Origin of the sequence: Streptomyces parvulus, from assembly GCF_014648855.1 — a bacterium.
GTDB lineage: Bacteria > Actinomycetota > Actinomycetes > Streptomycetales > Streptomycetaceae > Streptomyces > Streptomyces parvulus.
The window spans coordinates 419,343-441,180 of the sequence record NZ_BMRX01000001.1 but is presented as its reverse complement, the minus strand read 5'-3'; the positions used below and the strand labels follow the sequence as shown (position 1 = coordinate 441,180).

General features: G+C 69.8%; 17 protein-coding genes and 2 pseudogenes. 9 read left to right on the top strand and 10 right to left on the bottom strand.

Annotation, left to right across the window (positions count from 1 at the left end; translation table 11 throughout):
• Window positions 1-40 precede the first annotated feature (40 nt).
• Window positions 41-1,486, bottom strand: coding sequence for a CCA tRNA nucleotidyltransferase (locus IE108_RS02070; RefSeq protein WP_064728804.1), 1,446 nt, complete (start codon window positions 1,484-1,486; stop codon window positions 41-43).
• A gap of 225 nt (window positions 1,487-1,711) precedes the next feature.
• Here IE108_RS02070 and IE108_RS02065 point away from each other — a divergent pair, with 225 nt between their 5' ends.
• From IE108_RS02065 to trxA, 7 genes are all read left to right on the top strand, one after another.
• Window positions 1,712-4,108 carry a DUF6049 family protein gene (locus IE108_RS02065; RefSeq protein ID WP_064728805.1) on the top strand — a complete coding sequence of 799 codons (2,397 nt, stop codon included), beginning with the start codon at window positions 1,712-1,714 and terminating at the stop codon, window positions 4,106-4,108.
• 44 nt (window positions 4,109-4,152) lie between these two features.
• The gene (gene murJ, locus IE108_RS02060; protein ID WP_064728806.1) at window positions 4,153-6,591 is read left to right on the top strand and encodes a murein biosynthesis integral membrane protein MurJ; all 2,439 of its coding nucleotides are present in this window, start codon (window positions 4,153-4,155) and stop codon (window positions 6,589-6,591) included.
• 139 nt (window positions 6,592-6,730) lie between these two features.
• Window positions 6,731-8,425, top strand: coding sequence for a protein kinase family protein (locus IE108_RS02055; protein WP_064728807.1), 1,695 nt, complete (start codon window positions 6,731-6,733; stop codon window positions 8,423-8,425).
• A 35-nt stretch (window positions 8,426-8,460) separates the two neighbouring features.
• The gene (sigM, locus tag IE108_RS02050) at window positions 8,461-9,186 is read left to right on the top strand and encodes an RNA polymerase sigma factor SigM (RefSeq protein WP_257784790.1); all 726 of its coding nucleotides are present in this window, start codon (window positions 8,461-8,463) and stop codon (window positions 9,184-9,186) included.
• Complete coding sequence (locus tag IE108_RS02045; RefSeq protein WP_107420222.1) at window positions 9,186-10,103, top strand: anti-sigma factor family protein; 918 nt, start codon at window positions 9,186-9,188, stop codon at window positions 10,101-10,103. The genes sigM and IE108_RS02045 overlap by 1 nt, the downstream gene beginning before the upstream one ends.
• 157 nt (window positions 10,104-10,260) lie before the next feature.
• Complete coding sequence (gene trxB / locus IE108_RS02040; protein WP_064728810.1) at window positions 10,261-11,229, top strand: thioredoxin-disulfide reductase; 969 nt, start codon at window positions 10,261-10,263, stop codon at window positions 11,227-11,229.
• A gap of 37 nt (window positions 11,230-11,266) precedes the next feature.
• Window positions 11,267-11,599 (top strand): thioredoxin, encoded by a 333-nt coding sequence (gene trxA, locus IE108_RS02035; RefSeq protein WP_063482508.1) that lies wholly within the window; start codon window positions 11,267-11,269, stop codon window positions 11,597-11,599.
• 79 nt (window positions 11,600-11,678) lie between these two features.
• Here the strand turns inward: trxA and IE108_RS02030 are convergent, their stop codons facing one another.
• The 9 genes from IE108_RS02030 to rpmH all read right to left on the bottom strand — a co-directional run bounded on the left by IE108_RS02030 (window position 11,679) and on the right by rpmH (window position 18,660).
• Window positions 11,679-12,296 (bottom strand): GNAT family N-acetyltransferase, encoded by a 618-nt coding sequence (locus IE108_RS02030; protein ID WP_064728811.1) that lies wholly within the window; start codon window positions 12,294-12,296, stop codon window positions 11,679-11,681.
• Between the two features lie 298 nt (window positions 12,297-12,594).
• A complete protein-coding gene (locus IE108_RS02025) occupies window positions 12,595-13,698 on the bottom strand; it encodes a ParB/RepB/Spo0J family partition protein (RefSeq protein WP_064728812.1) in 1,104 nt (367 codons plus the stop codon).
• On the bottom strand, window positions 13,695-14,768 hold the full coding sequence (locus IE108_RS02020) for a ParA family protein (protein WP_079163577.1): 1,074 nt from the start codon (window positions 14,766-14,768) through the stop codon (window positions 13,695-13,697). Before IE108_RS02020 ends, IE108_RS02025 begins: the two co-directional genes overlap by 4 nt.
• A gap of 316 nt (window positions 14,769-15,084) precedes the next feature.
• Window positions 15,085-15,804 (bottom strand): 16S rRNA (guanine(527)-N(7))-methyltransferase RsmG, encoded by a 720-nt coding sequence (gene rsmG, locus IE108_RS02015; RefSeq protein ID WP_064728814.1) that lies wholly within the window; start codon window positions 15,802-15,804, stop codon window positions 15,085-15,087.
• Window positions 15,805-15,928: 124 nt separating this feature from the next.
• Complete coding sequence (locus IE108_RS02010; RefSeq protein WP_064728815.1) at window positions 15,929-16,441, bottom strand: Jag family protein; 513 nt, start codon at window positions 16,439-16,441, stop codon at window positions 15,929-15,931.
• Window positions 16,442-16,456: 15 nt separating this feature from the next.
• The gene (gene yidC / locus IE108_RS02005; protein ID WP_064728816.1) at window positions 16,457-17,755 is read right to left on the bottom strand and encodes a membrane protein insertase YidC; all 1,299 of its coding nucleotides are present in this window, start codon (window positions 17,753-17,755) and stop codon (window positions 16,457-16,459) included.
• Window positions 17,756-17,758: 3 nt separating this feature from the next.
• The gene (yidD, locus tag IE108_RS02000; protein WP_079163578.1) at window positions 17,759-18,133 is read right to left on the bottom strand and encodes a membrane protein insertion efficiency factor YidD; all 375 of its coding nucleotides are present in this window, start codon (window positions 18,131-18,133) and stop codon (window positions 17,759-17,761) included.
• The gene (gene rnpA / locus IE108_RS01995) at window positions 18,130-18,501 is read right to left on the bottom strand and encodes a ribonuclease P protein component (RefSeq protein WP_079163579.1); all 372 of its coding nucleotides are present in this window, start codon (window positions 18,499-18,501) and stop codon (window positions 18,130-18,132) included. Before rnpA ends, yidD begins: the two co-directional genes overlap by 4 nt.
• A gap of 21 nt (window positions 18,502-18,522) precedes the next feature.
• Window positions 18,523-18,660 carry a 50S ribosomal protein L34 gene (gene rpmH / locus IE108_RS01990; protein ID WP_064728817.1) on the bottom strand — a complete coding sequence of 46 codons (138 nt, stop codon included), beginning with the start codon at window positions 18,658-18,660 and terminating at the stop codon, window positions 18,523-18,525.
• A 376-nt stretch (window positions 18,661-19,036) separates the two neighbouring features.
• Here rpmH and dnaA (IE108_RS35410) point away from each other — a divergent pair.
• Both dnaA (IE108_RS35410) and dnaA (IE108_RS01985) read left to right on the top strand, forming a co-directional pair.
• Window positions 19,037-19,388, top strand: a pseudogene (gene dnaA / locus IE108_RS35410) (chromosomal replication initiator protein DnaA); the annotation flags it as partial.
• A 53-nt stretch (window positions 19,389-19,441) separates the two neighbouring features.
• Window positions 19,442-21,040: pseudogene (gene dnaA / locus IE108_RS01985) on the top strand (chromosomal replication initiator protein DnaA); the annotation flags it as partial.
• Between the last annotated feature and the right edge of the window lie 798 nt (window positions 21,041-21,838).

Genomic DNA, 21,838 nt, shown 5'->3' with positions numbered 1-21,838 from the left:
CATGTTTCACGTGAAACATGCCGCCCCGCAGTCATGCGGATCACGCGCCTTCCCGCGCCCACCACTCCCTGAGCGCAGCCACCGCCGCCTCGTGCTCCATGGGGCCGTTCTCCAAGCGGAGTTCCAAGAGGTGCTTGTACGCCTGGCCGACGGCGGGGCCGGGGGGTACGTCCAGGATGGACATGATCTGGTTGCCGTCGAGGTCGGGGCGGATCGAGTCCAGTTCCTCCTGCTGCTGGAGCTGGGCGATCCGGTCCTCCAGCCCGTCGTAGGCGCGGGCGAGAGCCGAGGCCTTGCGCTTGTTGCGGGTCGTGCAGTCCGAGCGGGTCAGCTTGTGGAGCCGGTCGAGGAGCGGGCCGGCGTCGCGGACGTAGCGGCGGACCGCGGAGTCCGTCCACTCGCCCGTGCCGTAGCCGTGGAAGCGCAGGTGCAGCTCGACCAGGCGCGAGACGTCCTTCACCAGGTCGTTCGAGTACTTGAGCGCGGTCATCCGCTTCTTGGTCATCTTCGCTCCGACCACCTCGTGGTGGTGGAACGAGACCCGGCCGTCGCCCTCGAAGCGGCGCGTGCGGGGCTTGCCGATGTCGTGCAGCAGGGCGGCCAGGCGGAGGGTCAGGTCGGGGCCCTCGGTCTCCAGGGCCATCGCCTGCTCCAGGACGATGAGCGTGTGGTCGTAGACGTCCTTGTGCCGGTGGTGCTCGTCACGCTCCAGGCGGAGCGCCGGCAGCTCCGGCAGCACCCGGTCGGCGAGTCCGCTCTCCACCAGGAGGGTCAGCCCCTTGCGGGGATGTGCGGACAGGATGAGCTTGTTCAGCTCGTCCCTGACCCGCTCGGCGGAGACGATGTCGATGCGGCCCGCCATGTCCTTCATCGCGGCCACCACCTCGGGAGCCACCTCGAAGTCGAGCTGTGCCGCGAAGCGCGCGGCCCGCATCATCCGCAGGGGATCGTCCGAGAAGGACTCCTCCGGGGTGCCGGGGGTGCGGAGCACCCGGGCGGCGAGGTCGTCCAGCCCACCATGCGGATCGATGAACTTCTTCTCCGGAAGGGCGACCGCCATCGCGTTCACCGTGAAGTCCCGCCGGACCAGATCCTGCTCGATGGAGTCGCCGTACGACACCTCGGGCTTGCGCGAGGTGCGGTCGTACGCCTCGGAGCGGTACGTGGTCACCTCGACCTGGTAGCCGTCCTTCTGCGCCCCGACCGTGCCGAAGGCGATCCCGACCTCCCAGACGGCGTCCGCCCACGGGCGCACGATCTTCAGTACGTCCTGCGGACGGGCGTCCGTCGTGAAGTCCAGATCGTTGCCGAGCCGGCCGAGCAAGGCGTCCCTGACCGATCCGCCGACCAGGGCGAGGGAGAACCCGGCCTCCTGGAAACGGCGGGCGAGATCGTCGGCGACGGGCGCGACCCGCAGCGGTCCACGATCCGCGGGGGACTGCTGCGGGCTCAGGGCACTGGGGCTGACTTCATTGGCGTTCGGCACAACAGAACAGGGTACGTGGCCCGCGCGGAGCCGGGCGCCCCCATTGATCACGGCCCGAATCGCTCACTTCGGCACCGCTCCCTTTATAGGCGCACATACGGGGTGGCCCCGCCCCGGGAGCGATCTTGTGGCGTACACCGCGGCACTTCCCCTCGGCGCACATCGTTACCATGCGTGGACGCACATTTCGACGACCACTGATCACGACGAGGGACGGGCGAGCGCGTGGCCGAGGCGGCAGACTTCCAGGGGACCAGTCCCTCACCTGCCCGCCGGTGGCTCCGGCGCACCACGGCACTGCTCGCCGGGGCGCCGCTGCTGGCCGGCCTGGTACAGCTGCCCGCGGCCGGCGCGGCGCACGCGGACGGACAGCCGGCCGCACGGGCCGACTCCGACGCGGGCCCGGTCTCCGTGGCCGTCGATTCGCTCACCCCCTCGGCGCCCACGGACGGGGACACGGTGACCGTCTCCGGCACCGTGACCAACAACGGCAAGCAGGCCGTCACCGACGCCCACGTCGGCCTCCGTGTGGGCCCCGAGGTGGAGACCCGCTCGTCCGTCGACGCGATCGCCAAGGACGGGGACGACCTCCAGGGGTCCATCAGCCCGGAGATCGAGGACAAGTACACCGAGAAGTTCTCCAAGCTGGTCCCGGGAGTGGCCGAGCACTTCAACATCTCGGTCCCCGCCGACGACCTCAACCTCGGCGAGGACGGCGTCTACGAGTTCGCCGTCTCACTGTCCGGGCAGACCTCCGCGCAGCCCTGGGAGCAGATCCTCGGCATCCAGCGGACCTTCCTGCCGTGGCAGCCCGGCGGAGCGGACAGCAAGACGAGGACGACGGCCCTGTGGCCGCTCATCTCGACCACGCACATGGCCGCCGAGACCGGTCCGAACGAGGAGCAGACGCCCGTCCTCCTCAATGACGACCTGGCCAAGGAGATCTCCCCCGGCGGCCGGCTGAACCAGATGGTGACGCTGGGCAAGGACCTCGACGTCACCTGGGTGGTCGACCCGGACCTGCTGGCCTCCGTCGACGCGATGACCGGCAGCTACCGCGTCCGGGACGGCGAGAACACCGTCGCCGGCACCCACCAGGACGTCGCCAAGCAGTGGCTCGCCGACCTGCAGGACGCGGTGGCCGACAAGGAGGTCGTCGCCCTCCCCTTCGCCGACCCGGACCTGGCGTCCCTCGCCCACAACGGCACGGACGTCACCGGCTCGCTGAGCCAGCTCAAGAGCGCGACGGACGTGATCGACAACACGGTCCCGCCGATCCTCAAGGTGAAGCCGAGCACCGAGTTCGCCTGGCCCGTGGACGGCGCCGTCGACCGGTCGATCGTCAAGGTCGCGACCTCCGCCGGCGCCGACAAGGTGATCGCCCGCAGCGACAGCCTGCAGGAGGACAACGGCCTGTCCTACACGCCCTCGGCCGCCCGTCCCGTCGGCGGCGGCACCACGGCCGTCGTCTCGGACGCCCGGCTGTCCAAGGCGTTCGAGGGCGACCTGACGAAGGCCTCCTCGTCCACGCTGGCGGTGCAGCGGTTCCTTGCCCAGAGCCTGGGCCTGGGCCTGCAGACCGACAAGCAGCGCAGCGTCGTCATCGCCCCGCAGCGCATGCCCTCCGGAAGCCAGGCGCGCGCGATGGCGGAGGCCCTGCGGGCTCTGCAGGGGAGCACCTGGTCGGAGCCCCAGAAGCTGAGCGCCGCCGCGGCGGCCAAGCCGGACCCGGACGCCACCACCCAGGTGCCGGGGTCCTCGTCCTACCCCTCGGCGCTGCGCAGGAACGAACTGCCGCGGTCGGCGTTCGAGGAGATCGCCGCCACCCAGGGCACGCTCGACAACTTCCAGGTCGTCCTGTCGAACCCGTCCCGCGTGGTGACCCCCTTCGGACGGGCCCTCAACCGGGAGATGTCCGTGTCCTGGCGCGGCCGGGCCACCGAGGCGAAGTCGTTCCGCGAGGGCGTGGCGTCGTACCTCGACGGACTCACCGGCCGGGTCAGGCTGATCGACAAGTCCGAGACGAAGCTCTCCGGCCGCAGCGCCACCATCCCGGTGACCGTGCAGAACAACCTGGTGCAGGACGTCGGCCCCCTGGTGCTACGGCTCACCTCGACCAACCCGACCCGGCTCGAGATCGACGGCGCCGGCTACGAGGAGCAGCCGATCCAGGTCTCGGGCGGGCACAGCCAGTCGGTGAAGTTCACCACGTCCGCCAACGCCAACGGCCGGGCGACGGTGATCGCCCAGCTGTACACGATGGACGGACGCAAGTACGGCGCCCCCGTGACCTTCGACGTGAAGGTCACGGAGATCACGGCCACCGTGATGCTCGTCATCGGCGGCGGTGTCCTGCTGCTCGTCCTCGCCGGCTTCCGGATGTACACGCAGCGCAAGCGCGCCGCGGCCCGGGACGCCGAGAAGAACGGGTCCGAGGGGGCGGAGGCGTCCCAGGACGCCGCGGACGGCCCGGAGAACCCGGAGGGCACCGAGGAGCGTCCCACGGAGGAGGCCGGTGCACCGGCCCGGACAGGCGACCCGGAGCAGCCGAGTGACCCGACACCAAACACCGCAGCGGAAAGCGCCGACCCGTCCGGCACGGGTGAGAGAGTGGACCGTTGAGGATGTCGTGGCCGGTCGGCCCGGGACGATGAGGTGGGGTAGCGATGAACGCGCCGTACGACGGTGACCGCGGTCGGTCCGCGGACGGCTCGGGCCACCCCGAGGGGCCGCCGCAGGACCCCCGTCAGACGCCCGAGCAGGCGCCCGCGGACATGTACCTCCAGGACGCCTACGACCAGGACCCCTACCGGGCGCAGGACCTCTCCGCCCAGGACCCGGTCTCCGAGGCGCTCTACGACCGCGCCGCGCACCCCCCGCCGCCGCCGGACGCGTATCCGCAGCCGCCGCTGTACGGGCAGCCGGCGCAGTCGCCGTACGCCCCCGACCCGCGCGTCTGGGGGCAGACGCCGGCCCCCGAGCCGGAGGGTCCCACGCAGTACCTGCCCTACGGCGACGACCCGCGGACCACCCAGTTCGTCGGCGTGGACGACCTGGTCACGCAGGCCGGCGAGCAGCGACACGAGCCCGACGCCTTCGCGCACCTCTTCCGGGACCAGCAGCAGGGCGGCGGCCACCCCTCCTACGACGACCACGCCGGCGTGCCCGCGCCCGCCCAGGCGCCCGGACCCTACGCCGGATCGCCGGGACCCGCCCAGTACGGGGGCCCCCAGAGTCCCGCCCAGTACGCCGCCCCCCAGGGACCGGCTCAGTACGGCGCCCCCCAGGGGCCCGCCCCGTACGGAAACCCTCCGGCTCCCGGCCAGTACGGCGGCCCGGCCCCGGGGCACGAGCAGCACGCTGCGCCGGCACCCGGCCAGTACGCGGTCGCTCCCACCCCGGAGGCGGCCGAGGCCCCGCTCGTGGAACCCGAGCCGGTTCCCGCCGCGCCGTCGGCGGGCGCGGCGAAGAAGGGCGGGCGCGCGGGCGGCCTGCTGAAGTCGAGCGCCGTGATGGCCGCGGGCACGATGGTGTCGCGGCTGACGGGGTTCGTCCGCTCGGCAATGATCGTTTCGGCGCTGGGGCTCGCCCTGCTGGGCGAGTCCTTCCAGATCGCCTACCAGCTGCCGACGATGATCTACATCCTGACCGTCGGCGGCGGCCTCAACTCCGTGTTCGTGCCGCAGCTCGTCCGTGCCATGAAGGAGGACGACGACGGCGGCGAGGCCTACGCCAACCGCCTGCTGACCCTCGTCATGGTGGCGCTGGGCGTGCTCACCGCGCTCGCGATGCTGGCCGCGCCGCTGCTGGTGCGGGCGCTGTCCAACCCGGTGGCCACCAACCCCGCGGCCAACGAGGCCGCCGTCACCTTCACCCGCTACTTCCTGCCGTCCATCTTCTTCATGGGCGTGCACGTGGTGATGGGGCAGATCCTCAACGCGCGCGGCAGGTTCGGCGCGATGATGTGGACGCCGGTCCTGAACAACATCGTCATCATCGTCACCCTCGGCACCTTCATCTGGGTCTACGGCACCGCCGGGGACTCCGGCATGACGGTCGAGAACATTCCGCCGCAGGGCGAGCGGCTGCTCGGCGTCGGCGTCCTCCTCGGTCTGGTGGTCCAGGCGCTGGCGATGATCCCGTATCTGCGCGAGACCGGGTTCCGACTCCGGCTCCGGTTCGACTGGAAGGGCCACGGCCTGGGCAAGGCCGCGATGCTCGCCAAGTGGACGATCCTGTTCGTCCTCGCCAACCAGGCGGGCGCCCTCGTCGTCACCCAGTTGGCCACGGCGTCCGTCGCGGACACCGACATCCCCGGTACCGGATTCAGCGCCTACGCCAACGCCCAGCTGATCTGGGGCCTGCCCCAGGCGATCATCACCGTCTCCCTGATGGCCGCTCTGCTGCCCCGCATCTCCCGCTCGGCGTCCGAGGAGGACGGCGGCGCGGTGCGCGACGACATCTCCCAGGGCCTGCGCACGACGGCCGTGGCCATCGTGCCGGTCTCCTTCGGCTTCCTCGCCCTCGGCGTACCGATGTGCACCCTGATCTTCGGCTCCTCGGGCACCGGCGCGGCCACCAACATGGGCTACATGCTGATGGCCTTCGGCCTCGGCCTCATCCCGTACTCCGTCCAGTACGTCGTCCTGCGCGCCTTCTACGCCTACGAGGACACCCGGACGCCCTTCTACAACACCGTCATCGTGGCCGCGGTCAACGCCGCCGCCTCCGGGCTGTGCTTCCTCCTGCTTCCGGCCCGCTGGGCCGTGGTCGGCATGGCCGCCTCCTACGGGGTGGCCTATGTGATCGGGGTCGGCATCGCCTGGCGCAGGCTGCGCAAGCGCCTCGGCGGCGACCTGGACGGGGCCCGCGTACTGCGGACCTACGCCCGGCTCTGCATCGCGTCCGTGCCGGCCGTCCTGCTCAGCGGCGCGGCCTGCTACGCCATCACCAGGTCACTCGGTCAGGGCGTCGTGGGATCGTTCGCGGCGCTGCTGGCCGGCGGGGTGCTGCTGTTCGGCGTCTTCTTCGCCGCGGCCCGGCGGATGCGTATCGAGGAGGTCAACTCCCTCGTCGGCATGGTGCGCGGACGCCTGGGACGCTGACACGCGGGGTAGGCGCACAACCATCGTCCGCCGCCGTGTGTCGTGCATAGCGCCGGACTGTGGGCACAATTGGGTTCGGCGTCGGACGCGCACATCGGGAGTCGGCCGACGCGCATCGAATGGGGAGGCAGGAACGACGGTGGCGGAACGGAGCACAGCTGCCGTCGACGTGGCAGACAACAGCGGTGACGAGCCGCTGACCGCGGAGGCGGACCAGTCCACGGCCGACGGGGTGGCCAACAACCGGGAGCGGGACACGGACAGCGACGAGGTACAGGGGACCCCCGCGAGCGAGCAAGCCGGCAAGGTCTCGCCGCCCGAACTGCACAGCGGGCACAAGCTCGCCAGACGGTACCGCCTCGAGGAGTGCGTCACCCGTCTGGACGGCTTCAGCAGTTGGCGGGCCGTGGACGAGAAGCTGCGCCGTGCCGTCGGGGTCCACATCCTTCCGTCGGACCATCCGCGGGCCCGCTCGGTGCTGGCCGCGGCCCGCTCCTCCGCGCTGCTCGGCGACCCGCGCTTCGTCCAGGTGCTGGACGCCGTCGAGGACAACGACCTCGTCTACGTCGTCCACGAGTGGCTCCCCGACGCCACCGAGCTGACCGCGCTGCTCGCCTCCGGCCCGCTGGAGGTGTACGACGCCTACCAGATGGTCAGTCAGGTCTCCTCCGCCATGGCGGCCGCGCACCGTGAGGGCCTCGCCCATCTGCGGCTGAGCCCCAACGCGGTGCTGCGCACGTCGTCGGGCCAGTGGCGGATCCGCGGCCTCGCCGTCAACGCCGCCCTGCGCGGCATCAGTTCCACGTCCCCCCAGCGCACCGACACGGAGGCCATCGGCGCCCTGCTGTACGCCACGATCACCCAGCGCTGGCCGTACGAGAGCGACGCACACGGTCTGGCCGGGCTGCCCAAGGACATCGGGCTGATCCCGCCGGACCAGGTGCGGGCCGGCGTGCACCGCGGTCTGTCCGAGCTGGCGATGCGCGCACTCGCCAACGACGGGGCGACCGCCTCCCGGCACGAGGCCCCGTGCACCACGCCCGAGGAGTTGGTGAAGGCGATCGGGGAGATGCCCCGCATCCGCCCGCCGGAGCCGTCCTACGCCGCCCCGCCGGACTACCAGCGCACCGCTTACCAGCAGGGCGCCTACGGCCGTACGGCTTCTCGCCCCGGCGTCACCCAGCCGGTCTCGTCCCCGCCGCCGCCGCTCCAGAGCCGCACCGGCAAGGCGCTGAAGTGGAGCGTCTCCGCGCTGCTGATCGCCGCCCTGGGCCTCGGCAGCTGGCAGCTGGCGGACGCGCTCATGGAGCGCGGCGGCAAGTCCGACGACCAGAACCAGACGCAGACGACCGACGGGGACGACGACAAGAGCCCGAAGAAGCCGGCGGCCGGGCAGCCCGTCGCCATCAGCGCGGCCCGTGACTTCGACCCGCTCGGCGACGGCTCCGAGAAGCCGTCCGACGTCGGCAACGTGTACGACGGCTCTTCCGGCACCTACTGGCAGACCGACTACTACAAGAGCGCCGACTTCGGCCGCCTGAAGTCGGGGCTCGGTGTCGTCCTGGACCTCGGCAAGGTCCAGCAGGTCGGCGAGGTGACCGTGTCGTTCGTCGGCACCACCTCCGTGGAGCTGCGCACCGCGGGGAGGGACACCGTCGAGCCGCAGAGCCTGAACGCCTTCACGAAGGCCGCCGAAGGCTCCGGTACGACGGTGACGCTCAAGCCGGGTGAGCCCGTCCAGGCTCGCTACCTGCTGGTCTGGCTGACCCAGCTGCCGGCGACGGACGACGGCAATTTCCGCGGACGGGTAGTGGACGTCAAGGTGACCAGCTGACACGTTCGTGAGACACCCGCGGCGGGAGGGGATTCGTGCAGGAAGAGCCTTCGCTCGGCGACATGAGCGATCAGGACCTCTTGGCCGGGCATGTCGACGGCCGTCCCGACGCCTTCGGTGAGCTGGTACGCCGGCACCGCGACCGCCTCTGGGCCGTGGCCCTGCGGACGCTGGGGGACCGGGAGGAGGCGGCCGACGCCGTGCAGGACGCGCTCGTGTCCGCCTACCGGGCCGCCCACACCTTCCGCGGTCAGGCGGCCGTCACGACGTGGCTGCACCGGATCACGGTGAACGCCTGCCTGGACCGGGCGCGCAAGGCCGCCTCCCGGAAGACCTCCCCGGTGGACGACACCGAGCGCCTGGAGCAGCTCCTGGAGCCGCACGAGTCCGCCGCCGCCCCCGCCGAGCGCAACGACCTGCACCGGCAGCTGCTGAAGGCCCTGGACACCCTGCCGGCCGATCAGCGGGCCGCCCTGGTGTTGGTGGACATGCAGGGCTACCCCGTCGCCGAGGCCGCCCGGATCCTCGACGTGCCGACCGGCACGATCAAGAGCCGGTGCGCGCGTGGCCGGGCCAGACTCCTCCCGCAGGTGACTCATCTGCGTCCGGACGGCGGCGGCGAGGACGGGAAGTCCGGCACGGAGCGGAACCGGACGCCGGGGACATCCGTCCCACCGGCAGCGGGACCGCACCGTGCGGGCCCACCGGAGAATGGCCCGAGCGATTCAGCCGCAGTGAAGGGCGGAGGTGGACGAGCGTGATGTCGTCGACGACAGACAAGGCCGGGCACCCGGACGTCGCGGAGATCGCCGACCTCGCCGAGGGCCTCCTGCCGACCGTTCGCACCAACGACATACGGCGGCACATGGAGGGCTGCGACCTCTGCGCGGACGTCTACGCGTCGCTGGAGGAGATCCAGGGACTGCTCGGCGCCCTGCCGGAGCCGGTGCGGATGCCGGACGACGTGGCCGAGCGCATAGACGCCGCCCTCGCGGCCGAGGCTCCGCCGAGCACCACCGCCCAGGAAGCCGCGTCCGGTGACGGCGGCGCTCGTGTTTCACGTGAAACATCGGTCCCCGGATCGGAGACGGTCCCGGCGGCAGTCGACCGTCCGGCCGGACATGCCCGCTCCTCCTCCACCGGGCCGGGGCGCAAGGACCGGCGACGCGGTGGCAGGCGCCGCATCGCCGTACTCGGGGCGGTGGCCGCCGCGGCCGCCATCGGCCTCGGCTCTGTCGTCGTGTCCTCCCTCACCGGGAACGGCCCCTCGGACGACACCGCTCACGGGCAGCAGTCGGCGCCGCCCGACACCCTCTCCGAGGGGAAGCTCCAGGAGAAGGTCTCGGGTCTCCTCGCGACCGGGCCGGCCGACGAAAGCGGACCGCGTACTCCCCGCACCTTCGGCACGGAGTCGGGGAGCGGCGACGAGACCGGCGAGAACCACGTCTTCAAGCAGCCGACGGTCCCGGAGTGCATCCAGCGGGGCATCGGCCGCGACGACGCGGCGATCGCCACGGAGAAAGGCGTCTACGAAGGCAAGGACGTCCTGCTCGTCGTCCTGCCCGACGCCACCAACGACTCCAGGGTCAACGCCTACGTCGTCGACTCCGCGTGTGAGAAGGAGCCCGCCGTCGGCAAGGCCCAGGTCCTCCTGCAGCAGTCCGTCGCGCGTCCGTAACGGCCGCCCCCCCTTCCAGCCGGCGCCCTGGGCTGTTGCCGTGTGCCCGGGCACGGCGGGAATGCGCGCCCCGTAGGATCCGTTAGGTGGGGTGAGAGTTCCGAGTGCAGCTTCACCCGGCCCCGAAGAAGCCAGTCCAGAGACGAGGAATGCAGCCGTGAGCGACGTCCGAAACGTGATCATCATCGGCTCCGGGCCCGCCGGCTACACGGCGGCGCTGTACACCGCGCGCGCGTCGCTGAAGCCGCTGGTGTTCGAGGGAGCCGTCACCGCGGGCGGAGCGCTGATGAACACCACCGAGGTGGAGAACTTCCCCGGCTTCCAGGACGGCATCATGGGCCCCGAGCTCATGGACAACATGCGCGCCCAGGCGGAGCGCTTCGGCGCCGAGCTGATCCCGGACGACGTCGTCGCCGTCGACCTGTCCGGTGAGATCAAGACCGTCACCGACACCGCGGGCACGGTTCACCGGGCCAAGGCCGTCATCGTCACCACCGGCTCTCAGCACCGCAAGCTCGGCCTGCCGAACGAGGACGCCCTGTCCGGACGCGGCGTCTCCTGGTGCGCGACCTGTGACGGGTTCTTCTTCAAGGACCAGGACATCGCAGTGATCGGCGGCGGCGACACGGCGATGGAGGAAGCGACGTTCCTCTCCCGCTTCGCCAAGTCCGTGACCATCGTCCACCGCCGGGACACCCTGCGGGCCTCGAAGGCGATGCAGGAGCGCGCCTTCGCCGACCCGAAGATCTCCTTCGTCTGGGACAGCGAGATCGCGGAAGTCCAGGGCGACCAGAAGCTGTCCGGCCTCAAGCTGCGCAACGTGAAGACCGGCGAGCTTTCCGACCTGCCGGTGACCGGCCTGTTCATCGCCATCGGCCACGACCCGCGGACCGAGCTCTTCAAGGGCCAGCTCGACCTGGACTCGGAGGGCTACCTGAAGGTCGAGGCTCCGTCGACGCGCACCAACCTGACGGGCGTCTTCGGCGCCGGTGACGTGGTCGACCACACGTACCGCCAGGCGATCACCGCCGCCGGCACGGGCTGCTCCGCCGCTCTCGACGCCGAGCGCTACCTCGCCGCACTCAGCGACGAGGACAAGGCGGAGCCCGAGAAGACCGCCGTCTGACCTCCATCCCCCGCACCAACCAGTTAAGGAGCCCGCCGTGGCCGGCACCCTGAAGCAAGTGACCGACGACTCCTTCGAGCAGGACGTCCTCAAGAGCGACAAGCCCGTCCTGGTGGACTTCTGGGCCGCCTGGTGCGGTCCCTGCCGCCAGATCGCGCCGTCCCTCGAGGCGATCGCCGCCGAATACGGCGACAAGATCGAGATCGTCAAGCTGAACATCGACGAGAACCCCGGTACGGCCGCCAAGTACGGCGTCATGTCCATCCCGACCCTGAACGTGTACCAGGGTGGCGAGGTCGCCAAGACCATCGTCGGCGCCAAGCCGAAGGCCGCGATCGTCCGCGACCTCGAGGACTTCATCGCCGACTGACGTTTCACGTGAAACACGAAGGGGCCGACCCGTCAGGGTCGGCCCCTTCGTTCATGACGCTGCGGGCCCCGGCGCCCGCCTACAGCGGACGCAGCGCGGGCTCCTTCTGTACGGCACCCAGCAGACGGTCCAGAGCCATCTCCACGTCCTCCTTCCAGGACAGCGTGGACCGAAGATCCAGCCTCAGCCGTGGATGACGTGGATGCGTCCGGACCGTCTTGAAGCCGACGGCCAGCAGATGATCAGCCGGCAGGACACAGGCAGGTTCCTTCCAGCGTGCGTCCCCGAAGGCCTCGATCGCCTTGAACCCCCGGCGCAGCAGATCCTTGGCGACCGTCTGGACCATCACCCGTCCCAGCCCCTGCCCCTGGTATCCCGGCAGCACGAACGCCGTCATCAGCAATACGGCGTCGGACGAGACGGGGCTGGTGGGAAAGGCAGTGGAGCGAGGTACGTAGGCGGGCGGGGCGTAGAGGACGAAGCCGACCGGCACGTCGTCGACATAGACCACCCGGCCGCATGATCCCCAGTCCAGCAGCACGGCGGAGATCCAGGACTCCTTCTCCAGAGCAGGTGTCCCGGCCTTTACCGCGGCTTCGCCGCTGACGGGATCCAGTTCCCAGAAGACACACGAGCGACAGCCCTGGGGAAGGTCCTGAAGGTTGTCCAGCGTGAGCGGTACGAGCCGGCGCCCCATGAAGGCTGTTCCTCGCTTCCTTCGCCTGCCGCGTCACGAGCGGCTGTCAGAGCGCTCCGTTCCCTGAGCAGGCTGCCGATGAACCCACCGACGGCGCCCAGCCCCAAGCCCGCGCTCACCAGTCCGGTGCGGCCCATCATGCGCATGGCCCCTGCCTTCCTCTCAGAGGTACTGCCAGGTGATGACGCATCCCGCTCGCATCGTATCCACGATGCGATGACCCCGACACCGACGCAAAGCTAAGGGCGGGCCGTGTTCCGGTATGCACCGGACACGGCCCGCCCTGGACGGCCGTACCTCAGGCGTCGGCGTCGTCGCCCTCGTCGTCCAGGAGGCCCTTCTGCCGCACGGGTCCCTCACCGGGGGCGAGGCTGCCGAGGATCCGCTCAAGGTCGTCCATGGAGGCGAACTCCACGGTGATCTTGCCCTTCTTCTGCCCCATGTCGACCTTCACCCGGGTCTCGAAGCGGTCGGACAGCCGCGTCGCCAGATCGGACAGCGCCGGGGAGACCAGGGAGCCGGCCCGGGGCCCCTTGGCCCGCTGCGGCTTCTGCGGCCGGGAACCCATCAGGGTCACGATCTCCTCGACCGACCGCACCGAGAGCCCTTCGGCCACGATGCGGTGGGCGAGCCGGTCCTGCTCCTCCGGGTCGTCGACGGAGAGCAGCGCCCGGGCGTGGCCTGCGGAGAGCACGCCCGCCGCCACGCGGGTCTGCACCTTCGGCGAGAGCTTCAGCAGACGCAGCGTGTTGGAGACCTGGGGCCGGGAACGTCCGATCCGGTCGGCCAGCTGGTCGTGCGTGCAGTTGAAGTCCTTCAGCAGCTGGTCGTAGGCGAAGGCCTCTTCCAGCGGGTTCAGCTGGGCCCGGTGCAGGTTCTCCAGGAGGGCGTCGAGAAGAAGCTTCTCGTCCTCCGTCGCACGGACGATCGCCGGGATGGCCTCGAGCTCCAGCTCACGGCAGGCCCGGAAGCGACGCTCGCCCATGATCAGCTCATAGCGACCCTGGCCGATCGGACGGACGACGACCGGCTGGAGGAGCCCGACCTCCCTGATGGAGGTGACCAGCTCGGCCAGCGCATCGTCGTCGAAGTCCTTGCGAGGCTGCTTCGGGTTCGGCGTGATGGCTTCGAGGGGGATCTCGGCGAAGTACGCCCCCATCGGCGCCCTGAGACCGTCCGCGCCGGCAGACACGGCCGACGGCTCCTCTGTTTCACGTGAAACCGGCGGCAGTGTGGCCACCTTCGCCGCGGCCACCCCGCGTTCGTTTGGCAGCAGCGGCATCGTCGCCGGGGACACGGAAGCCGCGTTCCCCAGGGCCGCCGAGGCCACCGACTTCTCCGTCGGGGCGTTGGGGATCAGTGCGCCCAGACCTCGGCCCAGCCCCCTCCGTCGCTCACTCACTGGATCCCCTCCACCATGTTCGGGTCATTCTGTGCGCCGAGGTGAGCGTGCGTCGCCTCGTACTTGACGCCCACGCCCTTCAGCGCCATCTCACGTGCCGCCTCCAGATAGGAGAGGGCTCCACTCGATCCTGGATCGTAGGTCAGCACCGTCTGTCCGTAGCTCGGGGCCTCGGAGATCCGGACCGAGCGGGGAATGCTCGTCCGCAGAACCTCTTCGCCGAAGTGGCTCCGCACCTCGTCGGCGACCTGGGACGCGAGCCGCGTCCGGCCGTCGTACATGGTGAGCAGGATGGTCGAGACGTGCAGCGTCGGGTTGAGGTGCCCTCGGACCAGGTCGACGTTGCGCAGCAGCTGGCCCAGCCCTTCCAGCGCGTAGTACTCGCACTGAATCGGGATCAGCACCTCCTGGCCCGCGACGAGAGCGTTGACCGTCAGCAGACCGAGCGAGGGCGGGCAGTCGATGAGGATGTAGTCCAACGGCTGCTCGTACGAGGCGATCGCCCGCTGGAGCCTGCTCTCCCGTGCCACCAGGGAGACCAGCTCGATCTCGGCGCCGGCCAGGTCGATGGTGGCGGGAGCACAGAACAGACCCTCGACATCGGGGACCGGCTGGACCACTTCCGAGAGGGGCCGACTCTCCACGAGTACGTCGTAGATGGACGGGACGTCGGCGTGGTGATCGATACCCAGGGCGGTGGACGCGTTGCCCTGCGGGTCGAGGTCGACGACCAGGACTCTGGCGCCGTGGAGGGCGAGTGACGCGGCAAGGTTGACGGTCGTCGTCGTCTTACCCACGCCGCCCTTCTGGTTGGCGACCACCATGACCCGGGTCTGCTCGGGTCGCGGCAGCCCCTCGCCGGCGCGCCCCAGAGCCTCGACCGCCAGTTGGGCAGCGCGACCGATCGGAGTGTCGTCCATCGGAGGCGGTGTTTCACGTGAAACATCCGCTCCGATCGACTCGGTACGGGGACCGGGGACCGGATCGGTCATCGGTCCCGCGATATTGGCGTCGGACCGCAAGGATTCACTCTCCTCGACTTCAGGCTCGCAATGAACAGAGCCTCCCATGCCTTCGGGGTCATGAACCAGTGAGGCCTGGTGTTCTGTGGAGAAATCCACCTCTGTGGACAACTCCGCACCCTCTCCGAGCGACCCGAGAGGCTTTCGGTCGCGGGGATCGGCCGCAGCGCGGCCGCGACTGATGATGCCGTGCAGCAGTGAGCGACGTTTCACGTGAAACACGATGCACAGCGCGCGATGCCGAATTCCCGCGACACTCCGGCATGCGTAGGTTTGGCAGCTGGTGTGGAGTACGGCCGGACATCAGGACGGGGCAGCGCAACTGGCATGCGACCGACGTCCGATCAGCATCCGGACCGCACCGCTATCCGCGTCGCCGGCGCGTCCGTCCCGTCCGGGCCGCCTTCGCCCGTTTGGCCGCGAAGCGCACGCCGCCGGGGCTCTCCCCGACCTCGACCCGCACCACGGTGGACAGGGGATCCACGACGCCCTCACCCACCTGGAGGACCGAGGTCTCCTCGGCACCCAGCTTGCTCAGGGCAGTCGTAGCCGCCTTCAGCTCCTCCTCCGCCGTGTCGCCCTTGAGGGCGAGCATCTCGCCGTAGGGACGCAGCAGAGGAATCCCCCAGGTGGCCAGCCGGTCGAGCGGGGCGACGGCGCGAGCCGTCACCACGTGCACCGGTGGCATCTTGCCCATGACCTCCTCGGCCCGGCCACGCACGACGGTCACGTGGTCCAGGCCCAGCAGCTCCACGACCTCGGTCAGGAAGTTCGTGCGCCGCAGCAGCGGCTCGAGCAGCGTGATCTTCAGGTCCTCCCGTACCAGCGCCAGCGGGATACCGGGCAGACCGGCGCCCGACCCGACATCGCACACCGTCACGCCCTCGGGCACGACTTCCGAGAGCACCGCGCAGTTCAGCAGATGCCGCTCCCACAGGCGGGGAACCTCACGCGGGCCGATCAGACCGCGCTTCACCCCTGCCTCGGCGAGAAGCTCCGCGTAGCGCACCGCGTCGGCGTAGCGATCGCCGAACACGGCACGTGCCTGCTCGGGTACAGGGGGAAGCTCCGCTGCCTCCGTCACGGGGACCGTCCTTCCGTACGACACCGGCGCACCAGTCGCCGGTGCCAGAACCACCAGAACTATCAGGCTGACAAAACTCGGCCCCGCCTGCGCAACAGACGGGGCCGGAGAACGAGAGAACCGATCAGGCGGGAAGCACGACGACGAAGCGCTCGGGCTCCTCGCCCTCGGACTCGCTGCGCAGCCCCGCGGCCTTGACCGCGTCGTGCACGACCTTGCGCTCGAACGGGCTCATCGGCTTCATCCGCACGGACTCGCCGCTGTTCTTCACCTCGGCCGCGGCCTTGGCGCCCAGCTCGGACAGCTCGGCGCGCTTCTGGGCCCGGTAGCCGGCGATGTCGAGCATCAGACGGCTGCGGTCACCCGTGTCCCGGTGCACGGCCAGGCGCGTCAGCTCCTGGAGAGCCTCCAGCACCTCCCCGTCCCGGCCGACCAGCTTCTGGATGTCGCGGCTGTCCGAGTCGCTGATGATCGAGACGGAGGCACGGTCGGCCTCGACGTCCATGTCGATGTCGCCGTCGAGGTCGGCGATGTCGAGCAGACCCTCCAGGTAGTCCGCGGCGATCTCGCCCTCCTGCTCGAGGCGGGAGAGGGCGTCCGCGCCCTCGGCAGCGGCGGAGGTGGTGCCTTCCGTCACGGGATGGACTCCTTCTTACTTCTTCGACGGGGACTTGGGCCGCTGCGGGCCCTTGCGCTGCCCGGACTGGGCCTTGCTGCGGGTGCCGCCGCCCTTCTGCTGGGCGGGCTTCTGCTGTCCGGCCTTCTTGGCGGCATCGGCGGGCTTGTCGCCCTTGCCGTCCTCCGGCTGCTCGGACTTGGTGAGCGAGGTCTTCGCCTCCGCCTCACCGGCCGGCTTGGTGGTCTGGTGGCGCTGCGACTTGCTCTGGCGCTTGGGCTGCTGGCGCTTGGGCGTGGCGGTGGCGACGGACGAGCCGTCCTCACTCTGGGCGGCCGCGGAGGCATCGCTCTTGATCACGTTGCCGTCGGGCTGGGCGGCGAGGCCCGCCTTGTTCAGGCCGTTGATGAACTTGCGCTCGAACTCGTTGCGGTCCCGGCCCTTGGCGACGATGGCCTTGACGACGGCCTTCTCGCCCCGGCTGCGGGTCTTGCCGTGCTCGGTGACGCTCTTGTGCAGCCGCTCCAGGTAGGAGGCCTGGGCCTTGGAACCCGGCGTCGGGTTGTTGCGGATCACGTACATCTGCTGGCCCATGGTCCACACGTTCGTGGTCAGCCAGTAGACGAGGACACCGACGGGGAAGTTCACACCGAAGACGGCGAACATGACCGGGAAGACGTACATCAGCATCTTCTGCTGCTGCATGAACGGCGTCTTGACCGTGGTGTCGACGTTCTTCGTCATCAGCTGGCGCTGGGTGAAGAACTGGGACGCCGACATCAGCACGATCATGATCGCGGTGACGACCCGCACGTCGGTGAGCGAGGCGTTGAGGGCGGTGACGTCGCTCTCGCTGCTGAAGAACTTGGAGGCCAGCGGGGCCCCGAAGATGTGTGCCTGCTGCGCGCTCTCCAGGAGCTTCTGGTTGACCGCGCCGATGGTGTCGCCGGACGCGATGCCGTTGAGCACGTGGTACAGGGCGAAGAAGAACGGGGACTGCGCCAGGATGGGAAGGCACGAGGAGAGCGGGTTGGTGCCCGTCTCCTTGTACAGCTTCATCATCTCTTCGGACTGACGCTGCTTGTCGTTCTTGTAGCGCTCCTGGATCTTCTTCATCTCCGGCTGGAGCGTCTGCATACCGCGCGTCGCCTTGATCTGCTTCACGAAGAGCGGGATCAGGCAGATGCGGATGAGGATCACCAGGGACACGATGGACAGGCCCCAGGCCCATCCGGTGTCAGGTCCGAAGATCGCCCCGTACACCGTGTGGAACTGGACGATGACCCAGGAGACGGGCCAGGTGATAAAGCTGAAGAGGCTGGCAATCGTGTCCACTAATCATGCTCCTTGGGCATGGGGCGAGGTCTCTGCGGCCGGGCCCGAGGGAGTGGACGGGCTCGGGTGAGCCGTCCGCCCTTCGGTGGCCGGTTCGGCGGCGGAGGGCCCGCCCTTACGTGCACGCCAGGCGCCACGCAGCATTTCGTGCCACCGCGGACGCTTGCGCGGCGGAACATGGTCCACGCCGCCCAGCGACCACGGATTGCAGCGCAGGATGCGCCACGCGGTGAGCGCCGTGCCCTTCACGGCTCCGTGCCGGTCGATGGCCGTGTAGCCGTAGTGGGAGCACGACGGGTAGTACTTGCAGACCGGCCCGAGCAGCGGACTGATCGTCCACTGGTAGAGCTTGATCAGAGCAAGTAGCGGGTACTTCATCGCGCGCCCCCTCCCAGTAGCCGCTCCAGGGCGGCGTCCAGGTCTCGGGCCAGATGTGCATGGTCGGCGTCGCCCGCACCGGGCAGCGCTCGTACGACTACCAGGCTACCGGGGGGAAACAGATGGATCCGGTCGCGCATCAGATGGCGAAGCCTGCGCTTCACCCTGGTACGCACCACCGCGCCGCCTACGGCCTTGCTCACGACGAAACCCGCACGTGTCGGGGGAGCGCTCTCCCCAGGCGCGTGCGGGTCCGTGGAACCGCTTCGTAGGTGGACGACGAGGGCCGGGCGGCCGGCCCTGCGGCCTCGTCGTACCGCGGTCGCGAAGTCCTCGCGCCGCCTCAGCCGGTTCTCGGTGGGCAGCACGACGTCATGACCTGATCGGGATCAGGCGGACAGGCGGGTGCGACCCTTGCTGCGGCGAGTCGCGAGAATCGCGCGGCCGGCACGGGTACGCATCCGCAGCCGGAAGCCGTGGGTCTTGGCGCGACGGCGGTTGTTCGGCTGGAAGGTGCGCTTGCTCACTCGGGGGCTCCAGAAAAATCGGGTGTTGGCGGGGTGCCGTCCTGGCTGTCACCGTGCGCCCACGAGTAGCTCGCGTTACGCCCGAGTGCACCGCTTTTCGATCACCTTGGACGTGACCTGTGCCCATCGGAGGCAGGCGGCAGCAGCCATCGACAACTCGACCTGGTTACGGTACGTGGGACTGCGCCATTCGGTCAAACCAACGAGGACCGGGAGACACTTGTCCACAGGCTGGGGACAACAACTTGAACCCTACCGGCCGCGCTGACTACCGTGGCTGAACTCCGATTCGTTCCCTTATCCCTGCCCCACCCGAGTTTCATCCCGACCCGTCCCCGAATCACACCTTCGAGGGACTCGTGAGAGAGCGTGCCCTGTGGCTGACGTACCTGCCGATCTTGCCGCAGTGTGGCCACGCGTATTGGAGCAACTCCTCGGGGAAGGCCGCGGGCAGGGCGTCGAGTCGAAGGACGAGCACTGGATCCGGCGCTGCCAGCCCCTCGCGCTGGTCGCCGACACCGCCCTGCTCGCCGTGCCGAACGAGTTCGCGAAGGGCGTGCTGGAGGGCCGGCTGGCGCCCGTCGTCAGCGAGACCCTGAGCCGCGAGTGCGGCCGTCCCATCCGGATCGCGATCACCGTCGACGACACCGCGGGCGAGCCCGCCGGCCCCGCCCCCCAGGCCGCGCCCAGCCGTCCCCAGCCGCGCTACGAGGAGCCGGAGCTGCCGGCGCCGGGCCAGGGCCGCGACGAGTACCGGGACGAGTACGACGGCTACGGACGCGGCCGCGCCGACCAGCTGCCCACCGCCCGGCCCGCCTACCCGCAGGAGTACCAGCGCCCCGAGCCCGGCTCCTGGCCGCGCCAGGCGCAGCAGGACGACTACGGCTGGCAGCAGCAGCGCCTGGGCTTCCCGGAGCGGGATCCCTACGCCTCGCCGCCGCAGGAGACGTACGGCCAGGACCCGTCGCCGTACGGACACGACGCGTACCAGCAGGACTACCGGCCGCAGTCCCCCGAGCGCCCTCCGTACGACGGCCCGCGCGGGGACTACGACAAGCCGCGGAACGACTACGAGCAGTCGCGCGGTGACTACGACAAGCCCCGGAGCGACTACGACGCCCCGCGCGGCGACTACGAGCAGTCCCGCAGCGACTACGACAAGCCCCGCGGCGACTACGACCAGCCGCGCGGCGAGTACGACCAGCGCGGCCCCCGGCGGGACCTCCCCGAGCCCCCGTCCGGCTCCGGGCGGGTGCACCGCGGCGGCCCCGTGGGTCCCGGTCCCGCCACCGGCGCACCGGGACCGCTCGCCGCGCAGCCGGCGCCGGCCACCGGGCCGGGGGAACCGACCGCGCGGCTGAACCCGAAGTACCTCTTCGACACCTTCGTCATCGGCGCCTCCAACCGCTTCGCCCACGCGGCCGCCGTCGCCGTGGCCGAGGCACCGGCCAAGGCCTACAACCCGCTCTTCATCTACGGGGAGTCGGGACTCGGCAAGACGCACCTGCTGCACGCCATCGGCCACTACGCGCGCAGCCTCTACCCGGGCACGCGCGTGCGCTACGTGAGCTCGGAGGAGTTCACCAACGAGTTCATCAACTCCATCCGCGACGGCAAGGGCGACAGTTTCCGCAAGCGCTACCGCGAGATGGACATCCTGCTCGTCGACGACATCCAGTTCCTGGCGGACAAGGAGTCGACGCAGGAGGAGTTCTTCCACACCTTCAACACGCTGCACAACGCCAACAAGCAGATCGTGCTGTCCTCGGACCGGCCGCCGCGGCAGCTGGTGACCCTGGAGGACCGGCTGCGCAACCGCTTCGAGTGGGGCCTGACCACGGACGTCCAGCCGCCCGATCTGGAGACGCGCATCGCGATCCTGCGCAAGAAGGCGGTGCAGGAGCAGCTCAACGCCCCGCCGGAGGTGCTGGAGTTCATCGCCTCGCGGATCTCGCGCAACATCCGCGAGCTGGAGGGCGCGCTGATCCGGGTGACGGCCTTCGCGTCGCTCAACCGGCAGCCGGTCGACCTGGGCCTGACGGAGATCGTCCTCAAGGACCTCATCCCGGGCGGCGAGGACTCGGCCCCCGAGATCACCTCCACGGCCATCATGGGCGCGACCGCCGACTACTTCGGCCTCACCGTCGAGGACCTGTGCGGCACCTCGCGCGGGCGCGCGCTGGTGACGGCCCGGCAGATCGCCATGTACCTCTGCCGCGAGCTGACCGACCTCTCCCTGCCGAAGATCGGCGCCCTCTTCGGCGGCCGGGACCACACCACGGTGATGCACGCGGACCGCAAGATCCGCAATCTCATGGCGGAACGGCGCTCCATCTACAACCAGGTGACCGAGCTGACCAACCGCATCAAGAACGGCTGACGGCCGCCCGCACCGCCCGCACAGGCGCCTCCGGAGCTTCCGGGGGCGCCTTTCGCGTGCCCGGGGGTCGTACGCCCGTCCCAGCCGCTGTTCGAATATCTGCGAGGTTACGGCCGTCCTCCACAGATTGGCCCACTTTTTTCCGTCCACACCATGGGGACCGCGAAGTTGTCCCGATCCTGTCCACAGGCCAGGGTGTTGAGGGATCATCAGGGCAGGTCAGCTCCCTGTGGATTCGTGGACGAACGATCTCCACAGGCTGTGGACGACGAGACGCTCCACAGGCTGTGCACGAAGTTGTCCACGGGCAACCCACAGGCTGGAGCCGGTTGTCCCCAGCGATCATGGCCTTCTCCACATGTCTGTCCACTGTTCGGCAACGCGACGCGCCCCGTCACCACGTCGAGTGAAAGGCGTCACATCAAGGTGCCGGGTTGGGCTGTGGGAAACGTGGGTAAAGCTGGGGACGGCGTTGGGGAGAAGTCGCCTCTCCCTGTGCACGGCGTGTGCAGAACTTTCTGTTCTCCACAGATACGCCCGGTTGTCCACGGGCTCCGCCCACAGGACCAGTGGACAAAATTCCTGCTCTGACCTGGGAAAACGGGGTTATCCACGGTATCCACAGGCCCTACTACTACTCCCGACCTTAGAGAGAGCGGAATCCGTTTCGAAGCGGGTCCTGTGCACAACTCGCTCTCGGGAGCCCGACCGTCCCTCGTCACGACTTGACCCCGAAGGGCACCTACTGTCAGTGGGGTGCGTCAGACTGGTCCCCGGTGTTCTGCCCCCGAGGGGGAC